General features: G+C 41.7%; 16 protein-coding genes, 1 other RNA gene, 2 pseudogenes and 1 other annotated feature. Of the genes and pseudogenes, 17 read left to right on the top strand and 2 right to left on the bottom strand.

The window, feature by feature from the left end; translation table 11 throughout:
• The first annotated feature begins 12 nt into the window (after window positions 1-12).
• From aspS to LC040_11775, 3 genes are all read left to right on the top strand, one after another.
• Complete coding sequence (aspS, locus tag LC040_11785) at window positions 13-1,782, top strand: aspartate--tRNA ligase (protein WLR49968.1); 1,770 nt, start codon at window positions 13-15, stop codon at window positions 1,780-1,782.
• A gap of 103 nt (window positions 1,783-1,885) precedes the next feature.
• A non-coding RNA gene (gene ssrS / locus LC040_11780) (6S RNA) lies at window positions 1,886-2,073 on the top strand.
• A 200-nt stretch (window positions 2,074-2,273) separates the two neighbouring features.
• Entirely contained in the window at window positions 2,274-3,035 is a 762-nt protein-coding gene (locus tag LC040_11775; protein WLR49967.1) for a tRNA threonylcarbamoyladenosine dehydratase, read from the top strand.
• Window positions 3,036-3,076: 41 nt separating this feature from the next.
• On the opposite strand, the gene LC040_11770 is transcribed toward LC040_11775, so the two are convergent.
• Window positions 3,077-3,670 (bottom strand): RsfA family transcriptional regulator, encoded by a 594-nt coding sequence (locus LC040_11770; GenBank protein ID WLR49966.1) that lies wholly within the window; start codon window positions 3,668-3,670, stop codon window positions 3,077-3,079.
• 181 nt (window positions 3,671-3,851) lie between these two features.
• Here LC040_11770 and LC040_11765 point away from each other — a divergent pair, with 181 nt between their 5' ends.
• Window positions 3,852-5,114 (top strand): HAMP domain-containing methyl-accepting chemotaxis protein, encoded by a 1,263-nt coding sequence (locus LC040_11765; GenBank protein WLR49965.1) that lies wholly within the window; start codon window positions 3,852-3,854, stop codon window positions 5,112-5,114.
• 18 nt (window positions 5,115-5,132) lie between these two features.
• Here the strand turns inward: LC040_11765 and LC040_11760 are convergent, their stop codons facing one another.
• Window positions 5,133-6,407, bottom strand: a complete 1,275-nt coding sequence (locus tag LC040_11760; GenBank protein ID WLR49964.1) for a replication-associated recombination protein A — start codon at window positions 6,405-6,407, stop codon at window positions 5,133-5,135.
• A 176-nt stretch (window positions 6,408-6,583) separates the two neighbouring features.
• Here LC040_11760 and LC040_11755 point away from each other — a divergent pair, with 176 nt between their 5' ends.
• The 13 genes and pseudogenes from LC040_11755 (at window position 6,584) to ruvX (ending at window position 18,991) form a co-directional block, all read left to right on the top strand.
• A complete protein-coding gene (locus LC040_11755) occupies window positions 6,584-7,216 on the top strand; it encodes a YitT family protein (protein WLR53277.1) in 633 nt (210 codons plus the stop codon).
• Window positions 7,217-7,306: 90 nt separating this feature from the next.
• Entirely contained in the window at window positions 7,307-7,726 is a 420-nt protein-coding gene (locus tag LC040_11750) for an Rrf2 family transcriptional regulator (GenBank protein ID WLR49963.1), read from the top strand.
• Between the two features lie 30 nt (window positions 7,727-7,756).
• Window positions 7,757-8,908, top strand: coding sequence for a cysteine desulfurase family protein (locus LC040_11745; GenBank protein WLR49962.1), 1,152 nt, complete (start codon window positions 7,757-7,759; stop codon window positions 8,906-8,908).
• Window positions 8,909-8,929: 21 nt separating this feature from the next.
• Window positions 8,930-10,042: a tRNA 2-thiouridine(34) synthase MnmA gene (gene mnmA, locus LC040_11740; protein ID WLR49961.1), complete on the top strand. Its 1,113-nt coding sequence runs from the start codon at window positions 8,930-8,932 to the stop codon at window positions 10,040-10,042.
• A gap of 92 nt (window positions 10,043-10,134) precedes the next feature.
• Entirely contained in the window at window positions 10,135-10,800 is a 666-nt protein-coding gene (locus LC040_11735) for a tetratricopeptide repeat protein (GenBank protein ID WLR49960.1), read from the top strand.
• 33 nt (window positions 10,801-10,833) lie between these two features.
• Complete coding sequence (locus LC040_11730) at window positions 10,834-13,170, top strand: ATP-dependent RecD-like DNA helicase (GenBank protein ID WLR49959.1); 2,337 nt, start codon at window positions 10,834-10,836, stop codon at window positions 13,168-13,170.
• Between the two features lie 34 nt (window positions 13,171-13,204).
• Entirely contained in the window at window positions 13,205-13,705 is a 501-nt protein-coding gene (locus tag LC040_11725) for a PRC-barrel domain-containing protein (GenBank protein WLR49958.1), read from the top strand.
• Between the two features lie 18 nt (window positions 13,706-13,723).
• The gene (locus tag LC040_11720) at window positions 13,724-13,912 is read left to right on the top strand and encodes a hypothetical protein (GenBank protein ID WLR49957.1); all 189 of its coding nucleotides are present in this window, start codon (window positions 13,724-13,726) and stop codon (window positions 13,910-13,912) included.
• A gap of 26 nt (window positions 13,913-13,938) precedes the next feature.
• Window positions 13,939-14,076 carry a DUF3918 family protein gene (locus LC040_11715; protein WLR49956.1) on the top strand — a complete coding sequence of 46 codons (138 nt, stop codon included), beginning with the start codon at window positions 13,939-13,941 and terminating at the stop codon, window positions 14,074-14,076.
• Window positions 14,077-14,129: 53 nt separating this feature from the next.
• Window positions 14,130-15,195, top strand: a pseudogene (locus LC040_11710) (AI-2E family transporter).
• Between the two features lie 48 nt (window positions 15,196-15,243).
• Window positions 15,244-15,462, top strand: a binding site (T-box leader).
• 65 nt (window positions 15,463-15,527) lie between these two features.
• Entirely contained in the window at window positions 15,528-18,164 is a 2,637-nt protein-coding gene (alaS, locus tag LC040_11705) for an alanine--tRNA ligase (GenBank protein ID WLR49955.1), read from the top strand.
• Window positions 18,165-18,297: 133 nt separating this feature from the next.
• Window positions 18,298-18,566, top strand: a pseudogene (locus LC040_11700) (IreB family regulatory phosphoprotein).
• A gap of 2 nt (window positions 18,567-18,568) precedes the next feature.
• Window positions 18,569-18,991, top strand: coding sequence for a Holliday junction resolvase RuvX (gene ruvX, locus LC040_11695; GenBank protein WLR49954.1), 423 nt, complete (start codon window positions 18,569-18,571; stop codon window positions 18,989-18,991).
• The last annotated feature ends 11 nt before the right edge of the window (window positions 18,992-19,002 follow it).

The following is a 19,002-nucleotide window of genomic DNA, read 5'->3' as shown; positions in this document are numbered from 1 at the left end:
GGAGGAACAATCATGTCAAAAGCATATGGCAGAACACATTATTGTGGAGACTTAAGAGAAGAGCATGTAGGTGAGAAGGTTCAATTAAAAGGATGGGTACAAAAGCGCCGTGACCTTGGCGGCTTAATTTTTCTAGATTTGCGTGACCGTTCAGGAATTGTTCAAGTTGTCTTTAACCCAGAAATTTCTGAGGAAGCATTAAAGATTGCAGAAACAATCCGCAGTGAATTTGTTCTTAATATTGAAGGGGAAGTGCTTGCACGTGACCCGAAAACATACAATGACAAAATTGATACAGGCAAAATTGAAGTTCAAGCAAATGATGTAACGATTTTAAATAAGGCAAAAACAACGCCGTTTCTTGTGGATGATGAAGACGTTTCAGAAGAGCTTCGTCTAAAATATCGTTATATTGACTTACGTCGTGCTGAAATGCAAGAAACGTTCAAGCTTCGTCACCGCGTAACGAAAACAATTCGTGATTTCCTAGATGAAGAGACTTTCTTAGAAGTTGAAACACCAATGTTAACGAAGAGTACGCCAGAGGGTGCACGTGACTACCTAGTGCCAAGCCGTGTGCATGATGGAAAGTTCTATGCATTGCCACAGTCCCCACAGCTTTTCAAGCAGCTGTTAATGGTTTCTGGTTTCGACCGTTATTATCAAATTGCACGTTGCTTCCGTGATGAAGATTTACGTGCTGACCGCCAGCCGGAATTTACTCAAGTCGACATCGAAACATCTTTCATGGACCAAGAGCAGCTTCTTGCAATGATGGAAAAAATGATGGGACGTGTCATGAAGGAATCAAAAGGTCTTGACATCCAAGCACCATTCCCGCGTATGACATATGACGAAGCAATGGCACGATATGGCTCTGATAAGCCTGATACACGCTTTGGTATGGAGCTTATTGAAGTATCAGAAATCGTGAAAGAATCAGGCTTCAAAGTCTTTGCAGGTGCAGTAAACAGCGGTGGTCAAGTAAAAGCGATCAATGTAAAAGGTGCTGCTGATAAATATTCTCGTAAAGATATTGATAAGCTGACAGACTTCGTAAAACCATACGGTGCAAAAGGTCTTGCATGGCTGAAAGCTGATGGTGAAAGCTTCAGTGGTCCAATTGCGAAATTCTTCGGTGAAGAAGAAGTTTCAGCTCTTAAACAAACACTTGAAGCAGAAGAAGGCGACCTATTATTATTTGTAGCGGATACGAAAGAAGTTGTTGCACACAGCCTTGGTGCATTGCGCGTTAAGCTTGGAAAAGACCTTGAGCTAATCGATCAAACGAAATTCAACTTCCTATGGATTACAGATTGGCCGCTTCTTGAATTCGATCCTGAAGCAGGCCGCTACTTTGCAGCACACCACCCGTTTACAATGCCGGTGCGTGAAGATCTTCAATATCTAGATGACAAGCCAGAGAAGGTTCGCGCGCAAGCCTATGACCTTGTGTTAAACGGTTACGAGCTTGGCGGTGGTTCATTGCGTATCTATGAACGCGAGATTCAAGAGCGCATGCTGAAGTTACTTGGATTCAGTGAAGAAGAGGCTCGTGAGCAATTTGGCTTCCTTCTTGATGCATTTGAATATGGTACACCACCACACGGCGGTATTGCCTTTGGTCTTGACCGTTTAGTGATGATTCTTGCAGGTCGTACAAATCTTCGCGATACAATTGCATTCCCGAAAACAGCGAATGCAAGCTGCCTGTTAACAGAAGCTCCTGGCGATGTAAGTACCGATCAATTGCTTGATTTAAACCTACAAATTCGTCTTTAAGTGACCTTAGAGCAAAATAATATAATGATCATATAAAAAGATGCGCTAGGATGAAATGTTCTACTTGCAACATTTCATCCTGTGTGCTATTATTCAATTAACAAAAGTCCTGAGATGTTCGTCATTAACCGAAACGTTTTGACCGAACAGCTATATTTAGGGGAGCTTGAAGTTTCCAAGCAGCGTACAGGCCTCTCGTTAGAGGAAGTATAAAACTTGGAACAGGGCACCCACCTGCCGAGAGCGGGTTCAAAACTAAGGATTTAATAATGACGGCATTGCGGGACTTACTTATTTCCTCAATCAACCCTAAGGGAGCTATTCTCTTAGGGTTTTTGCATGTTATAGGAGAACTGTTAACGGGTAATAGCACCATAACAAAGGATTTTCAATATAATTCCGATTGGTTTGGTTGATTTTTGTCGTAAGTATGCTATAGTCATTTTCGGATACAATGAAAAAATATAACGAAGATGTTGGAGTGTGAAGAAATGCTGCATCAATTTTCTCGTAATGAACTTGCCTTCGGTAAAGAAGGGTTAGAACTTTTGAAAAATAAATCAATTGCTGTACTCGGTATCGGCGGCGTCGGTTCCTTTTCAGTGGAAGCTTTAGCAAGAAGCGGTGTTGGCCGTTTGATTCTTGTGGATAAAGATGATGTTGATATTACAAATGTAAATCGTCAGCTGCATGCCTTGCTATCGACAGTTGGACAGCCAAAGGCTGATTTGATGAAAGAACGAATTAAAGACATTAACCCCGAATGTGAAGTTATTTCACTAAAAATGTTTTACACAGAAGAGACATATGAAGAATTCTTTTCTTATAAGCCGGATTATGTGATCGATGCATCTGATACCATTTCATATAAAATTCACTTGATGAAAGAATGTCTTCAACGTGAAATTCCGATTATTTCAAGTATGGGTGCTGCGAATAAGATGGACCCGACTCGCTTTCAAATTGCGGATATTTCTAAAACGCACACGGACCCAATTGCTCGCGTCGTGCGCCAGCGGCTGCGAAAGGAAGGCATTCGCAAAGGAATTCCTGTTGTCTTCTCTGATGAAAGCCCAATTCGTATTCGCGAAGATATTCGCAAAGAAATTGTCCCGGATGAAGATACATCGATTCGAAAAGCAAAGTTACCACCAGCTTCAAATGCCTTTGTGCCATCAGCAGCTGGTCTGATTATGGCAGCACATGTCGTAAGTGAGATCTTAGAAGGCGTAACAATTGAAAGAAAAGCATAGAAAAAAGCGCTGGGGAAAAATTCTCAGCGCTTTGATAATTTTTAAGCTTGTTGTTCATTAGATTGAGCAGGAGCCGGTGTATGGAAAACGAGCTGTCGCGCACGGTCCATAATCCCGATTAATGACTGATAATCTTCTTGGATCGCTTTATGTTTAACCGTTAATGTATCCAATTTCTTTTGAAGAGATGTACGTTTTTGCTGTAATGCTTCATTTTCTGTTTGCAGTTGTAGTAGCTCTTTTTCTTGACGATTTAAGTGATTACCGTCCACTTTAAGGCGAGTAAGGTAGGAGATCGCTGTATCAATCGTGAGTGTCCCTGTTGTGCTTTCTGTTGATGTAATTTCTTGGATATTTTCTTGCGGCTCCTCCTGCATCTCAACAATCGCAAACTGTTTTCCCTCACTGCGCTGCTTTTCTTTACGCTGTTTTTTTGCAATTTCCATTGCTTGATCATATTTTTGACGAACTTCTGAGTTCCAGCGAAACCCGCAGGCTGCTGCTGTGCGATGTAAGTGCGAACCTACTTCTTCAAATGCTTTCAGTTGGGTGCTTCCTTCGCGGACATGACGTAAAACGGTTTCAGCTAAAATTAAATCATCTTCATGTGACCATGCATCTTGACGAACTTTCATCGTATGAATGCTCCTCTCTTAACTTTCGCTTTTAAATCTCATTATCTCTCGTTATTCAGTTCTTTATACATATAGCCGATAAGAAAATAGAAAGCTATATTAGTTCCGCTAATATATGGTTTTATCTCCTAGTCATTTGGGTATAGAGGACTATTAGTGTTGGTTAAAGGGGATGGGTGAATTGAAACAAATTCGTTTCTATCAGGGGCTTAGGTTTAAATTTATTATTGCATTAGTACTAGTTTTATTCTTTAATGCTGCGATTTCGAAGTTTATTTTAGATGCGATTAAAGCCACTGGAGTGAATCTTGGGATTATTGGGTTACTCTTAAATAATTCGATGAATATCATTGTGGCAACGATTATGATTGCATTAATGCTTGAATACTTCGTCATTAAGCCGGTTAAAAACATTACACACTCGATCAATGAATTTGATAACGGTCACAAAGAGACAAGGGTCGAGTTAAAAGGAAACAATGAAATTTCTTTACTTCGTGAACGAGTTAACACATTGTTTGATAACATCCAAGCATTTGAGAACAATCAAGAGCAACAATTAACCATTGTAGAAGACAAATCTAATCAAGTGTCCGATAATGTTTCGAAAATGCGTAATAATATGCAAACATTTAATACGGTCTTTACAGAATTATCTGCAAAGGCGGAAGAGCAGCTTGCCGTCTACCAAGAAACAAACACGTCTGCAGATATGATTCAACAAAATATGTCCTCTACTTCAAGTGACTTAGAAAAGCTTTACATATCATTTGAGGAAATGCAGCAATCATCAAAGCAAGGAATGCAACAAATCGAACATTCGACAGAGATGATTAACAATGCAGCTCAAGGAGCGCTTGCTTCAAAAGAAGAAATCTTTGATCTTTCTGATGAAATCCGAAAAATCAATGACATCGTTAATTTAATACATGATATTTCGGATCAAACGAACCTTCTTGCATTAAATGCTTCCATTGAAGCAGCACGAGCTGGGGAGCATGGAAAAGGTTTTGCAGTTGTTGCACAAGAAGTGCGCAAGCTTGCGGAAAATTCAGCTGAGGCGACACGAAATATTACAGAACGTGTGACACAAATACTTGGCAATGTGGAAAAGATCGCAATAACCTTTGATGCGCGTGTGCAAAAGATTACCCAAAGCTCAGAAGAAGTGAAGCGGATGAATCAGCATTTTGAAGAAATTATTTCGGTTATCTTTTCAAACTCTGAACTTGTGCAGACTTTAAATGACAATGCTTCCGGCTTAATGAAGGCGACGAAGGAAATATCAGGGGCCATGGAAGAAGTATCAAAGCAAACAGATGAATCGACACAACAAATGATTCATATGAACGAAGCGATTACTGAACAATTGAAACAAGTGGACCAAGTTCACCAATCAATGAAGCAATTGAAGGAATCATTTGATCAAAGCAAAAGTGCCTGAGGGAAACCAGGCACTTTTTTATTTGAATTTCTTTATTAAGTTGTTATAGATTTTGCTTAAGCCTTGTTCGAACTTTCCGGTTGTTTTTGGTTCGTAATAGACACGGTTTCGAATTGGGGTAGGCAAGTATTGCTGCTCAACCCAGCCGTTCTCGAAGTCATGCGGATATTTGTATTCTATACCTCGTCCAAGTTCTGCTGCGCCTTTATAATGTGTATCTTTCAAGTGTGCAGGTACATCACCGATTTTCCCAGAACGAATGTCAGAAAGCGCAGCATCGATTGCTTTATAGGCGGAATTAGATTTTGGTGCAAGACAAAGCTCGATGACTGCATTTGCAAGTGGAATACGTGCTTCAGGAAAACCAATTCGTTCGCACGTCTCAATTGCTGCAAGTGTACGCTGACCAGCGGACGGGTGGGCAAGTCCAATATCTTCATAAGCGATGACAAGCAAGCGGCGGCTTATACTTTGTAAGTCGCCTGCTTCAATCAACCGGGCTAAATAATGAAGAGCCGCATTCACATCGCTGCCGCGGATCGATTTTTGAAATGCGGATAGGACATCATAATGCGCATCACCTTGCTTGTCGTGTGTGAAGGTTTTCTTCTGAATGCATTCCTCGATTGTCGGTTTGCTTAGGTGAATGATCCCTTCTTCATCTGGATCAGTTGAAAGCACAGCTAACTCAAGGGCGTTTAGTGCACTGCGGACGTCTCCGCCGCATAGCTCAGCAAGCCCTGTTAGCGCCTCATCCTTGATTTGAACATTCTTTTTTCCTAAGCCGTTCTTTTCATCCTCTAATGCACGTAGTATTGCTTTTTCGATATCTGTCGGTGCAAGTGGTTCAAGTTCGAAGATTTGGCACCTGCTTCGTATTGCAGGGTTGATCGAGTGATAAGGATTTACAGTTGTTGCGCCAATTAATGTAATTAAGCCGCTTTCAAGGTGCGGTAGTAAGAAATCTTGCTTGCTTTTATCTAAACGATGCACTTCATCAAGAATTAAAATTAAATGATTTGACATCTTTGCTTCTTCAACGACTGCCTGCATATCTTTTTTATTATGAATGACTGCATTTAACGTGCGGAAAGCAGAGTTTGTACTGCCTGCAATCGCAGTGGCGATCGATGTTTTGCCAATTCCAGGCGGTCCATAAAGGATCATCGATGAGAGATGTTTCGTTTTCACCATTCGATATAAAATTTTATCTTTTGAAACGAGATGTTCCTGCCCGATAATATCTTCAAGCTGTTTCGGACGCATCCGGTATGCTAACGGTTTTTTCAGCATGCAAATCGCTCCTTCTGCAAAAAGTGTACCGTGATTTATGAGGTGTGGCAAACAGTTTACATTGACATCGTTTAGAAGAGAAGTTATGTTATAATTTTCTAAATGGTGGTGGGCTTCGAGCGCCTCCTATAACGCAGTGGGGATGGAGAGTGAATGGGTTGCAGAGAAAGATAAATATGCGTCAATGGCTAGTCTTTTTTGTTGGCTTATTGATTATGGCATTTGGCATTGTGCTTATGATTAAAGCAGACTTAGGGAGTGCTCCATGGGATGTACTTCATGTCGGATTATTTAAGCAAGTTGGTCTTACAATTGGAAGTTGGTCGATTATCATTGGGATAGTTGTGTTAGGGAGTTCTGCGTTGCTGGCAAAGAAGCTTCCGCAAATTGGCGCATTTTTGAATATGCTGCTTGTCGGTGTTTTCATTGACTTATATATGTTGTTACCATTTTTACAAACACCGTCGACAGTAGTAGGGAAGATTGTGATGCTTCTTAGCGGTATTCTTATTATTGGGTACGGAATGGGGGTATATATCGCGGCGGATTGTGGGGCAGGACCGCGTGATAGTTTGATGTTGGTCTTAACCGAGATGACAGGTTGGACACTTCCGCGCATCCGTTTTGCAATGGAAATGGGAGTGTTATTTTTTGGCTGGCTGCTTGGAGGCCCTATTTTTATTGGGACGATTATCTTTAGCGTGACGATCGGCGCAGTTGTCGGGGCGGCTCTTCCGCAGTGTCGTCGTTTCTTGTCAAAATGGATGTATGCACAGCCGAAAATACGGAGGAGTGCTAGTCAGCACTAATCGCCATTAAATGCAATACCGCGTATTTCGTGCTATAATAATGCGTGTTTAAATGAGAATGTGTTTGACGTATTTTATAGGGGTGAAAAAATGAAAATTTCAACCAAAGGGCGTTACGGATTAACAATAATGATCGCGCTAGCAAAGAAGACAGGCGACAGCCCGACGTCTTTGAAGTCAATTGCGCAAGAATATAACTTATCAGAGCATTACTTAGAGCAGTTAATTGCACCATTGCGGAACGCAGGACTTGTAAAAAGCATTCGCGGTGCGTACGGCGGCTATATTTTAGCAAAAGATGCAGAAAGTATTACAGCTGGAGATATTATTCGTGTGCTTGAAGGGCCGATCAGTCCTGTTGAAGTAATTGATGATGAAGAACCGGCAAAACGTGATTTATGGATTAAAATTCGTGATGCAGTGAAAGATGTACTTGATACAACAACACTGCAATATTTAGCAGACTATGATGACGATGCAGAACAAGAAGCATATATGTTCTATATTTAATAGAACGAGTAAAGCAGGTGAGTAATTAAGATGGAACGGATTTATTTCGATCATGCAGCAACAACGCCTGTCCATCCGAGTGTAATTGAAAAGATGACACCGTTGCTTGCTGAAGTGTACGGCAACCCTTCAAGTATTCATCATTTTGGACGAGAAAGCCGTAAATATTTAGATGAGGCAAGGCAAGTATTAGCGGACACAATTGGTGCAGCTGCCAATGAGATTATTGTAACGAGCGGTGGAACAGAAGCAGATAACCTTGCTATTTTCGGTACCGTATATGCAAATCAGAAGAAAAACGGCCACATTATTACTACGGCTATTGAGCATCATGCTGTTCTGCATGCTTGTGAACAGTTAGAAGCAGAAGGCTTTGATGTAACATATTTGCCTGTTGACCGTAACGGTGTGGTAGCAGTGAAAGATGTGCGGGAAGCATTACGTGATGACACACTGCTTGTTACGATTATGTATGGCAATAATGAAATAGGAGCGGTTCAGCCGATTAGTGAAATTGGTGCAATGCTGAAAGAAACAGCTCCACATGTCGTTTTTCATACAGATGCAGTCCAAGCGTACGGTGTTCTGCCCCTTAATGTAAATGAATGTCATGTTGATTTACTGTCTGTTTCCGCCCACAAGATTAACGGACCAAAGGGAACGGGCTTTTTATATGCTCGAAACGGTGTGAAGCTTACACCGCGTTCATACGGCGGTGAGCAGGAACGTAAACGCCGGGCTGGGACTGAAAATGTACCTGGAATAGTCGGCTTTGCGCATGCTGCAGAACTTGCTATCCGAGAGCTAGAAGAGCGTCAAGAACAATATCGTGCTTATCAACAAGCAATGATTTCAACCTTGAAAGCTGAAGATGTTTCATTCCAAGTAAACGGCAGCATAGAGAACGGGATGCCGCATATTTTGAATATTTATTTTCCAGGAACAAATGTTGAAGCACTGCTTGTGAATTTTGACTTAGCAGGGATTGCAGCTTCAAGCGGTTCGGCATGTACGGCAGGGTCGATTGAGCCGTCTCATGTATTAACGGCCATGTTTGGGAGCGAAGCACCTGAAACAATTGCATCTGTTCGATTTAGCTTTGGCTATGGAAATTCAGTTGAACAAGTGGAACAGGCTGCAGTTGAAATTGCCAAAGCGGTTAAACGCTTGGCTTCGTTATAGGGTTAAGTGGAGGTGACAACAATGGAAAAAGCACCGAAAGATACACGAGTTGTCGTCGGTATGTCAGGCGGTGTCGATTCATCTGTGGCCGCACTGCTGTTAAAGGAGCAGGGCTATGATGTGATCGGCATTTTTATGAAAAATTGGGATGATACAGATGAGAACGGCGTATGTACGGCGACAGAAGATTATAATGATGTTATTCGAGTGTGTAATCAAATCGGTATCCCGTATTATGCAGTTAATTTTGAAAAGCAATATTGGGACAAGGTGTTTACGTATTTCCTTGAGGAATATAAAGCAGGCAGAACACCAAATCCTGATGTGATGTGTAATAAAGAGATTAAGTTTAAGGCGTTTTTAGACCATGCGATGACACTTGGAGCTGATTATTTAGCAACAGGTCATTATGCACAAGTTGAACGCCGTGACGGTGAAGTGAAAATGCTTCGCGGTGTTGATGAGAATAAAGATCAGACATATTTCTTAAATCAACTAACACAGGAACAATTGTCAAAAGTCATGTTCCCGCTTGGCCATTTACCTAAGCCTGAGGTGCGTAAGCTTGCAGCAGAGGCTGGGCTTGCAACGGCGAAGAAAAAGGACAGCACAGGTATCTGCTTTATCGGTGAACGGAATTTTAAAGAGTTCCTAAGCAATTACTTGCCTGCACAGCCTGGTGATATGCAAACATTAGATGGTGAAGTGAAAGGAAAACATGACGGCTTGATGTACTATACAATTGGACAGCGCCATGGTCTTGGTATCGGTGGAAGCGGAGATCCGTGGTTCGTTGTCGGTAAAAACCTAGAAGACAACGTCCTCTATGTAGCGCAAAGCTTTCACAATGACCTGCTTTACTCTGACAGATTGATTGCAACAGATGTAAGCTGGGTAACAGATAAACTAGTCGAGAGCGGGCTAAAGTGTACAGCGAAATTCCGTTACCGCCAACCAGATAAAGGTGTGACAGTGAACATGCTTGATAATGGCCATGTTGAAGTTATCTTTGATGAACCACAGCGTGCCATTACACCAGGTCAAGCAGTTGTCTTCTATAATGGGGATGAATGTCTTGGCGGTGCAACGATTGATAAAGTCTACAAAAATGGCGAACAGCTGAATTACGTTTAAACCCAAAAATTGCCTCAATCCATGATCGGATTGGGGTTTATTCTTTGTTATACTAGTGTGAGAATGATGATTTGTGAAAAAGAGGTGCAAACATGACGGATAAAAATAAACAAGGAATTCAATATATGCAGGCCGGAAAGTACGAAGAAGCTGCCAAAGTATTTACTGAAGCAATTGAAGAAAAACCAGATGATGCGGTAGCGTATACAAATTTCGGAAATTTGTTAACGGCACTAGGTGAATTACAGCGTGCAGTTGCCTTCTATGAAAAAGCACTTGAAATCGATGAGCAGATGGCGACGGCTTATTATGGTGCTGGGAATGCCTTTTACAAAATGGAACAGTTTACGGATGCAAAGGATATGTTCCAGCAAGCACTGCAAAAAGGCTTAGAAGAAGGAGATACCTATTTTATGCTGGCTATGTCGATTTATCAGCTTGACCAGCCGAAGCTAGCGTTGCCGTATTTTCAGCGCGCAGTTGAATTAAATCAAGATGATGTTGATGCTCATTTCCAATATGGCTTATGCCTAGCACAAACAAATCAAATTGATGAAGCAATTAACGTGTTAGAGCAAACGGTAGCTATGAACGATGAGCATGCTGATGCTTATTATAACTTAGGTGTGGCTTACGCTTATAAAGATGATGCCGAAACAACGCTTGCGATGTTCAAGAAAGCGCTGGAGGTACAGCCTGACCATATGCTTGCTGCGAACGGTAAAGAAAAGATTGAAGCATTGCTGAATGAGAATTAACACGAACATTCGTGGAGGTAGGAGCGAGCTCGGATGGACCAACAATCCTTTCCGCTAGAAGAAGAGAAAAAGTACATAAAAGGCGTTATCGTTGCGATGATCTTTCATAATGAAGACAGCCTCTATTCGGTTTCTCGTGTGCGTGTACTTGAAACGAATGAGAATTATGATGAGAAAGAAGTTATTGTGAATGGGAATTACCCATCCCTGCATCCAGATGAAACCTATACATTTTACGGGAAGTTTCGCACACACCCGAAATATGGAAAGCAATATAATATTGAGCACTTTCGCAAAGAGCTTCCTTCAACAAAAGAAGGTGTTGTGTTGTATTTATCAAGCGATCTGTTTCATGGGATTGGGAAGAAAACAGCAGAGCATATTGTCGATGTTCTTGGTGAAAGTGCCATTTCACGTATTATGCAGGACCCAACTGTATTAGACAGTGTACCGAAGCTGTCAGAGGAAAAGGCACGCAACTTATATGAAACGTTGCTTGAGCATGAAGGGTTAGAGCAGGTAATGATGGTGCTGTCCCGCTATGGGTTCGGCCCGAAGCTTTCAATGAAAGTGTATCAAGCTTATAAAGAACAGTCGCTTGCGATGATCGAACATCATCCATACCAGCTGATTGAAGATATTGAAGGGATCGGTTTTGCCAGAGCTGATGAATTAGGACAAGCATTCGGGTTATCCGAGAAACACCCGGAACGTTTGCGTGCAGGCTGTTTGTATTTGCTCACTCATACCTCTTTGCAGGAGGGGCATGTCTACTTAGATATTGAAATGCTATATGAGGAAGCAATCAAGCTGCTTGATAAAAATGGTGAGCTCCAACTGACTAAAGAAGAGCTGGCAACCGAAATCGCAGCACTTGAAGAAGAAGGTAAAGTTGTCACAGAAGAGACGCGTATATATGAACCGTCCCTTTACTTTGCTGAAAAAGGCTTTGTAACGAGTGTAAAACGGCTAAGCGATCAGCTTGGATTTGCTGACGAATTTCCCGAATCTGAATTTTTAAAAGCATTAGGTGAGCTTGAAGAACGCCTTGGCGTCCAATACGCTCCGTCTCAAAAGGATGCGATCCAAAAAGCCGTTTCTTCACCGATGATGATTTTAACTGGTGGTCCTGGTACAGGGAAAACGACGGTTATTAAAGGAATTGTGGAGATTTATGCAGAGCTGCACGGCTGTTCGTTAGATGTAAAGGATTATGACAGTGAAGAAAATCCTTTTCCAGTGCTGCTTGTTGCCCCAACAGGACGTGCTTCTAAGCGTATGAGTGAAGCGACAGGACTTCCTGCTGTTACCATTCACCGTTTATTAGGTTGGAATGGCTCTGATTTTGAGCATGATGAAGATAATCCGATTAACGGTAAGCTATTAATTGTTGATGAAGTATCGATGGTAGATATGTGGCTTGCCAATCAATTATTTAAAGCACTGCCTGCTGATGTGCAGGTGATTCTAGTAGGTGATGAAGACCAGCTTCCGTCGGTGGGACCTGGTCAAGTATTGAAGGATTTACTTGAAGCAGATGTTATTCCATCTGTGCAGTTAACGGATATCTATCGTCAGTCTGAAGGTTCTTCCATTGTGGAGATTGCTCATGCCATTAAGCGTGGTGAGTTTCCTCATGATATAACCGAGGGGAGAGCAGATCGAGCATTTTTTAGCTGTCGGCAAGACAATATTGCAGATGTGGTCCTTCAAGTGTGTGCCAATGCGCTGAAAAAAGGCTACACCGCTCGTGATGTCCAAGTGTTAGCTCCAATGTATCGTGGCAGCGCAGGGATTGAAAAGCTGAATGAAGTACTTCAGGATGAGTTCAACCCTGCAAGCGACCAGCGACGTGAACTAAAGTTCGCTGACAAGCTTTACCGTGTCGGTGATAAAGTTCTCCAGCTTGTGAACCAGCCTGAGGACCAAGTATTTAACGGGGATATCGGCGAAATCGTTAGTATTCTTTATGCAAAAGAAAACGTGGATAAAGAAGATCTCACGATTATTTCCTTTGATGGAACAGAAGTACAGTACACGCGACAAGACTTGAATAACATTACGCATGCTTACTGTTGCTCAATTCACAAAGCACAAGGTAGTGAATTTCCGATTGTTATCTTACCGATAGTAAAAGGCTATTATCGGATGCTCCGCCGAAATTTAATCTATACAGCGATAACACGCAGTAAGGATTTTTTAATTTTATGTGGGGAAGTTGAAGCGTTTCGGATGGGAATAGAACGTACAGACGATGCAAAGCGTCAAACTTCGCTAACTGAACGTCTCCAGGCTGTTTTTCAAAGCAGTGAGCCTGTTGAAAATGAAGATGTGGAAAACCTTTCACCGTATGACTTCATGGACGAGTGAGGAAAATAAGAATGTTCGAAAGAGGTGAGAGCCTTTGCGAACATTCTCGAGCATTAGAGGATTGCCTGTTTTCCTTCAACAAACTGGTGCAAAAATCGGTGTCATTGAAGAAGTATGTATTGATGAAGCGGGGAATGTGAAAGGCTTTATCATTGATGTAGAAGGTTTCTTGAAGCGAGACCGCTACTTACCGTTCGAAAAGGTGAGCGCCGTCGGTCGGGATGGAATTATCGTAGCCTATACACAGTCAGCATTCCACCGACCTGTACTGCAACCAAACGAGCATCATCTTCATGATCCGAAAAAAGGTGTTTGGGGAAAATCGCTCTATACAACAGAGGGCGAAAAGCTAGGAATGATTGCTGACGTATACTTTCAGGAAGAATTGGGCAAAATTACAGGATATCAAGTATCGGATGGCTTTTTTGCTGATGTGACAGAGGGGAAGAAAAGAATTCCTGCGTATTCAACTTGCTCCATTGGTGAAGAAGCAGTATTTATCACATGTCGAGATGACATGTCAAGCACGATATGAAAAAGGAGATGCCTGTAAATGAAATGCCCAAACTGTAATTGCAGAGATTTAGGGAAAATTGGGGTAAACCAATATTACTGCTGGGGTTGTTTCGTCGAGCTTTCAATTTCGAAAGACCGCTTACACTTGCACCAAGTTGAGGAAGATGGGTCGTTAAGTTCGCTTGATGATTTGTTTACCGAAGAAGAAACGCGTCTTGAGATGTAGTTTTCTTTACTGAGGTGGTGAAACGAATGAGGGGTATGATGTCTTCCTTGCTGGCAATCGGTACAGGGATTGGGGCAGCATATATGATGAGCAATGGCAACAACATGAATATGAATCGGACGATGAGACGAATGCGCCGACGTATGCGACGCGCATTTCGTTAGAAGGATAAATTCCCTTCTGCCTAAGCAAAATATAGGCAGGAGGGAATTTTCTTATGAAGCAATCATCGAATGTCACTTGGTTAATACGTTTAGTGAATCTTGTTTTAATTGCACTTATTCTTTTTCTTTTTATGCGCCTTTCACCAATTTGGCTCCCTTTTTGGCATGGGCTTTGGCGTGTGTTGCTGCCATTTTTTATTTCTGCATTTATTGCGTATTTACTGCATCCTGTAATTGAAGGACTTCATGCTCGAAACATGCCCAGACCGCTTGCAGTATTACTAATTTATTCGTTGTTTTTTGGTGGAGCTGCGTTTGCTGTCTATCGTTTCACCCCAATAATGGTGGAACAGCTGAAAGATTTAAGCCGCAATATCCCAACATTTTTGCAAACATATCAGACTTATCTTCAAGCGATGTATGAGCGGACAGCCTTCTTACCAGAAGGGTTTCATGATGGTTTAGATGAGTTCTTACGAAAGGCAGAAAATCAAGCAGAGGATACCGTCACAAACCTTTTAAACAGCACAGGAAAATTACTGAATTCGATTTTCTTATTTGCGGTCATTCCGTTTATTGTTTTCTACCTATTAAAAGATTACCCGCTCGTAAAAAAAAAGTGCTTGGTACCTAACTCCTCGTAAATGGCGAAAGTCGTTATGGGTTGTGCTTCGTGATGTTAATACAACACTTGGCCAATATATCCGCGGTCAATTGTTAGTTTGTACGGTTATTGGAGCTGCAGCTGCTGTAACCCTGTGGCTTACAGGTATGAAATACCCGCTTGTGCTTGGATTTATAATTGGGATTACAAACATTATTCCGTACTTCGGACCGATCATTGGGGCGGTGCCGGCTGTGATCATTGCTTTTACTGTATCTATTAAAATGGTCTGGGTTGTCGTTGTGTTAATCATCGTTCTGCAATTTTTAGAAGGGAACTTATTATCACCGCTGATTGTCGGAAAGAGCTTGCATATGCATCCTGTATTTATTATTTTTGCACTGCTTGCTGGTGGTGAAATTGGTGGAATTGTTGGACTTATCCTTGCTGTTCCAGTCTTATCTGTTATTAAAGTTGTCATCCTTCATGTTGTTGAACATTTCAGCAAACATTGACAAAAGGTAATAGAATTTTCTATAATAACCGCATACAAATGACTTCGAAGCAATACGAAGACGGACCGAGTACGTTAAAGCCCATTCATTAAGAGAGGGATTTCCGCGGCTGAGAGAAATCCTGAATGAAGAGTAACGGAACGCTAGTCCTGAGTGCAGGGTCTAAAACCTGCCGTTGCTACCGCGTTATGGTAGACTTGAGGTGATGAGCGATTCGTTTCGTTCATAATCAGGGTGGTACCGCGAGAATCAACTCTCGTCCCTGCTTTTTGCAGGGATGGGAGTTTTTTTATGTTCAAAAATAAAGCAATTCAATCCAAGGAGGCAATACGATGAAGAAATTAACGTCAGCTCAAGTACGTCAAATGTACTTAGATTTCTTTAAAGAAAAAGGACATGATGTTGAACCGAGTGCATCACTAGTCCCGCATGAAGACCCTACACTATTATGGATTAACAGCGGTGTAGCGACATTGAAAAAATATTTCGATGGCCGTGTAACCCCTGAGAATCCGCGTATTTGTAATGCACAAAAATCAATCCGTACAAACGATATCGAAAACGTTGGGAAAACAGCACGTCATCATACATTCTTTGAAATGCTCGGTAACTTCTCAATTGGCGATTATTTCAAAAAAGAAGCAATTCATTGGGCTTGGGAGTTCCTTACGGATGATAAATGGATTGGCTTCGAGGCTGATCGTTTATCTGTAACGATTCACCCAGAAGATGATGAAGCCTATGACATTTGGCTAAATGAAGTTGGCGTACCAGAAGACCGGATTATCCGTTTGGAAGGGAACTTCTGGGATATTGGTGAAGGTCCAAGTGGTCCAAATACAGAGATTTTCTACGACCGTGGCGAAGAATATGGTAATGATTCAAGCGACCCTGAATTATATCCTGGCGGTGAGAATGAGCGTTATCTTGAGATTTGGAACCTTGTATTTTCACAGTTCAATCATAACCCAGATGATACGTACACACCGCTTCCGAAGAAAAACATTGATACAGGCATGGGCCTTGAACGTATGGTATCCGTTATCCAAGATGTTCGTACAAACTTTGATACAGATTTGTTTATTCCGATTATTCGTGCGACAGAAGAGATTTCAAAACAGCGCTACAACGAATCTGAAGCAAAAGATGTCGCATTTAAAGTCATTGCGGACCATATTCGTACAGTAACATTTGCAATTAGTGATGGAGCTCTTCCTTCAAATGAAGGCCGCGGTTATGTATTACGCCGCTTGTTGCGCCGTGCTGTTCGTTATGCAAAGCAAATCAATATCCATCGTCCGTTCATGTACGAGCTTGTCCCAGTCGTAGGGGAAATTATGGTTGATTATTATCCAGAAGTAAAAGAAAAAACAGATTTCATCCAAAATGTAATTAAGACAGAAGAAGAGCGTTTCCATGAAACATTAAGTGAAGGACTTGCTATTCTTTCAGATGTTATTAAGAAGCAAAAAGCAAACAATAGCACGACTATTCCTGGTGAAGATGCCTTTAAGTTGTATGACACATATGGCTTCCCGTATGAATTAACAGAGGAATATGCGGAAGAAGAAGGCATGATTATTGATGAAGTTGGCTTTAAACGTGAAATGGAAGCACAGCGTGAACGCGCTCGCGCAGCTCGTAAAGATGAAGGGTCAATGCAAATTCAAGGCGGCGTTCTGTCTGACTTAGCAGAAAAGAGTGAATTTGTAGGCTATGATAAAGATGGTGTTGAAGCTGTTGTAACAGCTGTTCTGCAAAACAAAGAATACGCAGACAGCATTTCTGAAGGTGAAGAAGGCCACCTTATTCTTGATAAAACACCTTTTTATGCTGAAAGTGGTGGACAGATTGCTGACCAAGGTAAAATTATCGGCAATGGTCTAGAGCTTGAGGTGAAAGATGTCCAAAAAGCACCGAATGGTCAACATTTGCATCATGTTCTTGTTAAAAAAGGAACGTTAACAAAAGGTTTAAACGTAACAGGTGTTATTGATTCAGAAAAACGCAGTAAGATCGTGAAAAATCATACTGCGACACATTTACTGCACCAAGCATTGAAAGATATACTTGGCAGTCATGTTAACCAGGCAGGTTCATTAGTAGCACCTGACCGTCTTCGTTTTGACTTCTCACATTTCGGACAAGTAAAACCGGAAGAGCTAGAGAAAATCGAAGAAATTGTGAATGATAAGGTATGGCAAAGCATTCAAGTGGAAACAATGAATAAACCGATTGATGAAGCACGTCAAATGGGCGCAATGGCGCTATTTGGTGAAAAGTACGGTGATATCGTCCGTGTTGTACGTGTTGGTGATTATAGCTTAGAGCTTTGTGGTGGTTGTCATGTAGGCAACACTGCAAATATCGGCTTGTTCAAAATCGTTTCTGAATCAGGTATCGGTGCAGGTACTCGTCGTATTGAAGCGGTAACAGGTGAAGCGGCATATCGTTTGCTTAATGATCAAGTAAGCGTCTTAAAGCAAGCCGCATCTAAACTGAAAACGAACTTAAAAGATGTCCCTTCACGGATCGATGCATTAAACGATGAGCTAAAAGGCCTTCAGCGTGAAAATGAATCACTATCTGCAAAGCTAAGTAACATTGAAGCAGGCAGTCTTATTGATGAAGTGGAAGAAATGGACGGTGTGAAATTGCTTGCGAAAAAAGTAAACGCTGCGGATATGAATAACCTTCGCAGTATGGTGGACGAGTTGAAGAATAAACTTGGTTCAGGCATCGTCATTTTGGGTACAGTAAATGGTGAAAAAGTCAATCTTTCTGCAGGTGTAACAAAAGATTTAATCGAGAAAGGTTTCCATGCTGGTAAGCTGATTAAAGAAGTTGCAACACGCTGTGGTGGCGGCGGTGGCGGTCGTCCAGATATGGCTCAAGCAGGAGGCAAAAATCCTGAACAATTACAAGATGCTCTCGCTTATTCAAAAGAATGGGTCAAATCTATTTCCTAATTCCAAGCTCATCGTGTACAATGAAAAGAGATATTGATTGAAGATTTGGTTTTGAAGGAAGAAGAAAGAAAAGGACAAGCTTTTCACCTTTTCTTTCTTCTAAAATTTTGCAAGAAATGAGAGGTGTCGTTTCGTGAGTCAGTTCGACAAAACGATGAAATTTAATTTTGACGATGAACCGGTAGACACCAATGTAAAGGACGTCTTATTAACCGTACACGATGCATTGCAAGAAAAAGGCTATCATCCAATTAATCAAATTGTCGGGTATTTATTGTCAGGGGATCCCCGCGTATATCCCTCGTCATAAGGATGCGCGGAACATCATCCGCAAACTTGAACGAGACGTTAATTGAGGAATTGGTGAAGTCTTACTTAGAAACAAATCGGAAAGGGAAGTAGTCATGCGGGTATTGGGTCTAGATGTTGGGACGAAAACAATTGGTGTTGCAGTTAGCGATGAAATGGGTTGGACAGCGCAAGGAATTGAAACGATTAAAGTTGATATGCATGATGAAATGCGAGAAACAGGAATCGAGCGAATCCGTGAGTTGATCGAACAATATAATGTCGACACAATTGTAGTCGGTCTGCCGAAGAATATGAACGGTACGATCGGTCCCCGTGGTGAAGCATGTCAAGAATATGCGGAACTGTTAAAGCAAGAACTAGCCCTCCCAGCCATTCTTTGGGATGAGCGGCTATCAACAATGGCGGCTGAACGTGTTCTCCTTAAAGGAGATGTCAGCCGAAAGAAACGTAAGAAGGTAATTGACAAGATGGCCGCTGTAATGATTTTGCAGGGCTACTTAGACAGTAAACAATAAGAGGTGACATC

The sequence above is a fragment of the Bacillus tianshenii genome (assembly GCA_020524525.2).
Lineage (GTDB): Bacteria > Bacillota > Bacilli > Bacillales > Bacillaceae_N > Bacillus_AV.
The sequence above is the reverse complement of the archived record's forward strand: the minus strand, read 5'-3'. Positions and strand labels throughout refer to the sequence as shown.

What these genes read in the sequence shown, in the direction of transcription:
- aspS (WLR49968.1), top strand. Translation starts at nt 13, where the DNA reads ATGTCAAAAGCATATGGCAGAACACATTATTGTGGAGACTTAAGAGAA.
- LC040_11775 (WLR49967.1), top strand. Translation starts at nt 2,274, where the DNA reads ATGCTGCATCAATTTTCTCGTAATGAACTTGCCTTCGGTAAAGAAGGG.
- LC040_11770 (WLR49966.1), bottom strand. Translation starts at nt 3,670, where the DNA reads ATGAAAGTTCGTCAAGATGCATGGTCACATGAAGATGATTTAATTTTA.
- LC040_11760 (WLR49964.1), bottom strand. Translation starts at nt 6,407, where the DNA reads ATGCTGAAAAAACCGTTAGCATACCGGATGCGTCCGAAACAGCTTGAA.
- LC040_11755 (WLR53277.1), top strand. Translation starts at nt 6,584, where the DNA reads ATGCGTCAATGGCTAGTCTTTTTTGTTGGCTTATTGATTATGGCATTT.
- LC040_11750 (WLR49963.1), top strand. Translation starts at nt 7,307, where the DNA reads ATGAAAATTTCAACCAAAGGGCGTTACGGATTAACAATAATGATCGCG.
- LC040_11745 (WLR49962.1), top strand. Translation starts at nt 7,757, where the DNA reads ATGGAACGGATTTATTTCGATCATGCAGCAACAACGCCTGTCCATCCG.
- mnmA (WLR49961.1), top strand. Translation starts at nt 8,930, where the DNA reads ATGGAAAAAGCACCGAAAGATACACGAGTTGTCGTCGGTATGTCAGGC.
- LC040_11735 (WLR49960.1), top strand. Translation starts at nt 10,135, where the DNA reads ATGACGGATAAAAATAAACAAGGAATTCAATATATGCAGGCCGGAAAG.
- LC040_11730 (WLR49959.1), top strand. Translation starts at nt 10,834, where the DNA reads ATGGACCAACAATCCTTTCCGCTAGAAGAAGAGAAAAAGTACATAAAA.
- LC040_11720 (WLR49957.1), top strand. Translation starts at nt 13,724, where the DNA reads ATGAAATGCCCAAACTGTAATTGCAGAGATTTAGGGAAAATTGGGGTA.
- LC040_11715 (WLR49956.1), top strand. Translation starts at nt 13,939, where the DNA reads ATGAGGGGTATGATGTCTTCCTTGCTGGCAATCGGTACAGGGATTGGG.
- alaS (WLR49955.1), top strand. Translation starts at nt 15,528, where the DNA reads ATGAAGAAATTAACGTCAGCTCAAGTACGTCAAATGTACTTAGATTTC.
- ruvX (WLR49954.1), top strand. Translation starts at nt 18,569, where the DNA reads ATGCGGGTATTGGGTCTAGATGTTGGGACGAAAACAATTGGTGTTGCA.